This is a genomic window from Nocardiopsis sp. RV163, assembly GCF_001029525.1.
GTDB classification, from domain to species: Bacteria; Actinomycetota; Actinomycetes; order Streptosporangiales; family Streptosporangiaceae; genus Nocardiopsis; species Nocardiopsis dassonvillei.
The window spans coordinates 1-5,367 of the sequence record NZ_LEKI01000244.1 but is presented as its reverse complement, the minus strand read 5'-3'; the positions used below and the strand labels follow the sequence as shown (position 1 = coordinate 5,367).

Here is a 5,367-nt window from a genome sequence, read left to right as displayed (position 1 = left end):
CCCCCACAAGCCCCCCCCGACGCGGATCGACAGGAGAACCGTGCAGGCAGTACCCCAGCGACGCGGTCGGAGCATCACCTCCCGCATCCGCGCAATGGTCATGATCCCCACCACAGCCCTGGTGGTGCTCTGGCTGGCCCTGACCGTGGCCCTGGCCGGGGACGCGGTCTTCCAGCGCCTCCGCGCCAACGCCACCGACGAACTGGTCGCCCCGGCGGCGATCGGCCTCGTGGACGTGATGCGGGAGCGGACGCAGACGATCGCCCTCATCGAGAACCCGGGGGACGCGGAGACCGAGCGCCAACTGGCCGACGCCCGCGAGAGCACCGACGGCTCCCTGGGCGCGGTAGTGGGCGAGCTCGTCGGCTTCGCCGACATCGCCCCCGGCGAGAGCGGCCACCACATCGAGATGCTGCACATGCAGTACGGCGAGATCGACGCGATCCGCGCGGCGGTGGACGCGGGCGAGGCCTCCCGCGCCGACGTCCTGGACTACTACGACGAGCTGATCCTGCACGGCGCCGACAGCTTCGACAGCCAGACCCGCGCGGGCAGCGACGGGAACGGCGCGGTCAGTCCGAGCTTCACCGCGACCTACATGTTCCGCGCGGTCGACCTGTTCGCGCGGTCCGACGCCCAGATCGCCCACGCCTTCGCCACCGACGAGCTGTCCCTGGAGGACCAGCGCCACTTCACGGAGCTGGTCGGCTCCTACGAGAGCATGCTCGCCGCCAACGGCCACTACCTGGAGGGCGAGGGCCAGGAGGCCCGGTTGGAGAACCTGCTGGCGAGCCAGGAGTACGCCGACCTCCAGCGCATGCAGGACGAGATCATCGACCGCCAGGCGGGCACCGAGACGGTCACCGACCCGGTGACCCTGGCGGTCAGCGAGGTCCAGGACCTGTCCATGCCGGTGGACCGCGCCACGTGGGACGAGGCCTACGACCACGTCCTGTCCGAGCTCACCGCGATCGGCGCGGACGAGGCCCTGCACGCCGCGGACGTCACCCGCGCCGAGGCCAACCGGGCCCTGGTCGTCGCCGTGGCGGGCAGCCTCGGCGTCGCCGCCGTCATCGGGTTCGCGTTCCTGCTGGCCCGCCGGTCCTCCAACCTGCTCACCGAGCGCCTGCTGCGCCTGCGCGACGACTCCAACGACCTGTCGGAGAACCGCCTGCCCGACCTCATGCGCCGCCTGCACGAGGGCGAGCGCGTGGACACCGAGGCGGCCCTTCCCGCGCTGACCGCCAGCGACGACGAACTCGGCGACGTGGCCAGGGCGTTCAACACCGCCCAGCGCGCTGCCGTCAACGCGGCGGTGCAGCAGGCCGAGCTGCGCCAGGGCGTCAACCGCGTGTTCCTCAACATCGCGCACCGCAGCCAGACGCTGGTCCACCGCCAGTTGCGCCTGCTGGACCGGATGGAACGCGAGCAGGAGGACCCGGAGCAGCTGGCCCAGCTGTTCAAGCTCGACCACCTGGCCACCCGCTCCCGCCGCAACGCCGAGAACCTGCTCATCCTGGGCGGTGAGGCCCCGGGCCGCACCTGGCACCGCCCCATGCCGCTGATCGACGTGCTGCGCGGCGCCATCTCCGAGTCGGGCGACTACACCCGCGTCAAGCGCGAGCGGATCGCCCGCGTGCACCTCAACGGCCCGGCCGTGGCCGACGTCATCCACCTGGTCGCCGAGCTGGTCGACAACGCCGCGATGTTCTCCCCGCCGCACACCCACGTCCGCCTGAGCAGCGATGACGTGCCCAACGGCGTGACGGTCGAGATCGAGGACCGGGGCCTGGGCATGACCGAGAGCGAGTTCGCCTCGGCGAACGCGCTGCTGTCCAGCCCGCCCGAGTTCGACGTGATGCGCCTCAACGAGAAGATGCGCCTCGGCCTGTTCGTGGTCTCTCACCTGGCCCACCGCCACGGCATCCGCGTGCACCTGCGCCCGTCGCCGTACGGGGGTGTGCAGGCCATCGTCCTGCTGCCGCACGAACTGATCTCCGGCGACCGCTCCCCGCTGCCCTCCGACGAGGGCGGCGAACAGGTGTGGGACGTGCGCGAGATCCTGGACCGCGCGCCCGGCGGCGAGCTGTCGTCCGGCAGGCGCGTCAAGCCCGTGCTGACCTCGGTGTCCGCGCCGCAGGAGGAGGCCCCCGCCCGGGACGACGAGGACCCCGCGGACCCCGCCGGGAGCGGGGGGCAGGGCGCCGTGACCGCCGAGGCCCCGGCTGGCGGCGCGGACCTCCTCGACGCGGACGGCGACCGTCCGGCGCTGCCCACCCGGACGCCGCTGCCCACCCGGGCCCCGTCCGTCAGCGCGGTCCCCGACCCCGAACCCTCCGCCGGCGCCGAACCGCCCGCCATGGTCGAGGCGGGCGGGGGACGGCCGCCGCTGCCCAAGCGGCGGCCCCAGGAGAACCTGGCTCCGCAGCTCGCCACCGACCCCTCGGACGACACCCGGAGCGGCTCCGCGGCGGCGGGCGCGTCCTCCCCGAACGGGGCCCAGGACGGCCAGGAGCGTCTGGCGCGCCTGCGCCGGAACATGTCCGCGTTCCAGAAGGGCACGGACCGCGGACGGCGCGAAGGCAAGCAGCAGACCAACGACACCGACAAGGACGCGTAACCGTGACGAGTACTCCCGAAAGCGCCCAGCGTGACAGTGGAAGCGGCGCGGGCAAGAAGGACATCGACTGGCTGCTGGACGAGCTGCTCGACCGCGCGGTGGGCTCCCGCCACGCGATCGTGCTCTCCGCCGACGGGCTGCTGATCGGCCGCTCCCGTGAGCTGGTCAAGGAGGACGCCGAGCACCTGTCCGCGGTGGCGTCCGCGTTCCAGAGCCTGGCCCGGGGCACCGGCCGCCACTTCGGCGGGGGCGAGGTGCTCCAGACCGTCGTGGAGATGGAGAGCGCGTACCTGTTCGTCACCGGTGCCGGCCGGGGGGCGTGCCTGGCGGTCCTGGCCGAGGAGAGCGCCGACGTCGGCCTCATCGCCTACGAGATGAACGTGCTGGTCGAGCAGGTGGGCCGTTATCTGGACGCAGCGCCCAGACGCGAGGGCGCTTCCGGGGAAGCCACGCGATAGGGGACGCCATGCAAGCGCACAACGAGCTGCCGCCCGAGGAGGATCCGCACGGCCTGCCCCAGAGGGACGCGGTCGGCGGGTACGACGGGGGCGCCGCGGTCGGGCAGCAGGACGCCGGACCGCTGGTACGGCCGTACGTGATCGCGCAGGGGCGCGACCACGCCGACACCGTGCAGCTGGACATGATCAGCGTCGTGATCGCGGCCAAGCGGGCCGAGGTCGACGAGATGGCGCTGGAGCCGGAGCAGATACGCATCCTGGAGCTGTGCCGACGGCCCCTGTCGGTCGCCGAGGTGTCCGCGCACCTGGACATCCCGGTGGCCGTCGTCAAGGTCCTGCTCAGCGACCTGCTCAACCGCGGCCTCGCCTTGGCCCGCGCCCCCTACACAGCGAAGAGCCCGGTCAGCCGGGACGTACTCCAGGCGGTTCTCGATGGCATCCAGCGACTCTGACGACACGCAGGCGCCCGTTCCGGCGGCGCTCAAGATCCTCGTGGCGGGGGGTTTCGGGGCCGGTAAGACGACGATGGTCGGATCGGTCAGCGAGATCGCTCCGCTGAGCACGGAGGAGGTGATGACCGAGGCCAGCTACGGGATCGACGACCTGTCGGGCGTGGAGGCCAAGACGACCACGACCGTGGCGCTGGACTTCGGCCGCATCACCGTCAACGAACACCTGGTGCTGTACCTGTTCGGGACCCCGGGCCAGGAGCGGTTCTGGTTCATGTGGGAGGAGCTGTCCGAGGGGGCGCTGGGCGCGGTGGTCATCGCCGACACCCGCCGCCTGGAGACGTGCTTCGCCGCCGTGGACTTCTTCGAGCGGCGCGGCGTGCCGTTCGTCGTGGCGGTGAACTGCTTCGAGGGCGCCCACCGGTACGAGCCCGAGGAGGTCCGCGCGGCGCTGAGCCTGGACCCCGCGATCCCCGTCGTGCTGTGCGACGCGCGTGAGCGCGAGTCGGCCAAGGCGGTGCTGGTGACGCTGGTGAACCGGGTGGCCGAGCGGACGGCCGCCTGAGTCCGTTCCGGGAGGGGGGCGGGGGCCGGTCCCCCGCCCCCTCGTGCCGTCCGCAGGGGGACGAACCCGGGGGTTTCGGACGTCCCGCCGGGTTGCGGACACACTCGGAGGCCCGGAGTCGGTGTACACAAGGGGCTTCCAGGTAAAGTGCGCCCCGTGGAGCGCCGCGGGCGTGCCACACCCGCAGACCATGGCCCCGTCCGAACGGGCCCGCACGAAGGTGACTGGAGTTGCCCATGAAGCGGTTCGAGTGGCGCGACCGGATCCATGCCCTGGACGCCGAGGACGACTGTGAGCAGATCGTGCGCATCCTCGGCAGCCACGAGTTCCCGTGGGACATCGAACAGGCCCTGGGGCTGGCCCTGTACCGCACCTACGCCGTGCCCAGCGTCGGCGAGCTGCTGGCGCACACGCGCGAGTTCACCGAGCGCACGCAGCACCGCTACGACGACACGGCGCTGATCCTCAACGACATCATGGAGCACGGGTTCGGTCCGGGCCGCGGCCGCGACGCGCTGCGCCGCATGAACCAGATGCACCGCTCCTACGACATCGGCAACGACGACTACCGCTACGTCCTGAGCACCTTCGTGGTCATGCCGGTGCGCTGGATCAACGACCACGGCTACGGCTGGCGCAGGCTGAGCGACCACGAGATCGCCGCCAACACCAACTACTACCGCAAGCTCGGCAGGCACATGGGGATCAAGGACATCCCCGAGGACTACGCCGGGTTCCTCGAACTCTTCGACTCCTACGAGCGCGAACACTTCGCCTACACCGAGGGCGGCCGGGCCGTCTCCGACGCCACCCTGGGGCTGATGGTGGACCTCTACCCGGCCTGGCAGCGACCCCTGGTGCGCCCCTTCACCAAGGCCCTGCTCGACGACCGGCTCATCCAGGCCTTCGGCTACCCCGAGCCCTCGGCCACCTGGCGGCGGCTGAGCGCGGGCGCGCTGAGGCTGCGCGCCCGGATGGTGCGCCTGATGCCGCCTCGCCGGGAGCCGCGCTGGGCCAGGATGAGCCCCAACATCCGCAGCTACCCCCGGGGCTACGAACCCTCCCGGATCGGCACCTTCCCCCAGGGCTGCCCGGTCCCGCACGGCATGGTGACCCGCGAGGTCGCCGCCACGGGCGCCCGCGTGCCGGCGCCGGACCAGGCGGTCGCGCCCGCGGGCGGGGAGGCGCCCGGGGGGCCAGCCGGGGAGGCGTCCGCGCCGACCTCCGAGGAGGACGCGCAGAGGTAGCGGCCCCCGGCCCCCTCTCCCGCTCGAC

Annotated in this window: 5 protein-coding genes; all 5 read left to right on the top strand. The window is 72.3% G+C overall.

Annotated elements, in window-relative coordinates:
• The first annotated feature begins 40 nt into the window (after nt 1-40).
• Nucleotides 41-2,620: a nitrate- and nitrite sensing domain-containing protein gene (locus ABD54_RS25170; protein ID WP_047872033.1), complete on the top strand. Its 2,580-nt coding sequence runs from the start codon at nt 41-43 to the stop codon at nt 2,618-2,620.
• 2 nt (nt 2,621-2,622) lie between these two features.
• On the top strand, nt 2,623-3,078 hold the full coding sequence (locus ABD54_RS25165; protein ID WP_013151333.1) for a roadblock/LC7 domain-containing protein: 456 nt from the start codon (nt 2,623-2,625) through the stop codon (nt 3,076-3,078).
• An 8-nt stretch (nt 3,079-3,086) separates the two neighbouring features.
• A complete protein-coding gene (locus ABD54_RS25160; protein ID WP_047872032.1) occupies nt 3,087-3,530 on the top strand; it encodes a DUF742 domain-containing protein in 444 nt (147 codons plus the stop codon).
• Nucleotides 3,511-4,092 carry an ATP/GTP-binding protein gene (locus tag ABD54_RS25155; RefSeq protein ID WP_047872031.1) on the top strand — a complete coding sequence of 194 codons (582 nt, stop codon included), beginning with the start codon at nt 3,511-3,513 and terminating at the stop codon, nt 4,090-4,092. The genes ABD54_RS25160 and ABD54_RS25155 overlap by 20 nt, the downstream gene beginning before the upstream one ends.
• Before the next feature lie 236 nt (nt 4,093-4,328).
• Nucleotides 4,329-5,339 carry an oxygenase MpaB family protein gene (locus ABD54_RS25150; RefSeq protein WP_047872030.1) on the top strand — a complete coding sequence of 337 codons (1,011 nt, stop codon included), beginning with the start codon at nt 4,329-4,331 and terminating at the stop codon, nt 5,337-5,339.
• Nucleotides 5,340-5,367: the final 28 nt, after the last annotated feature.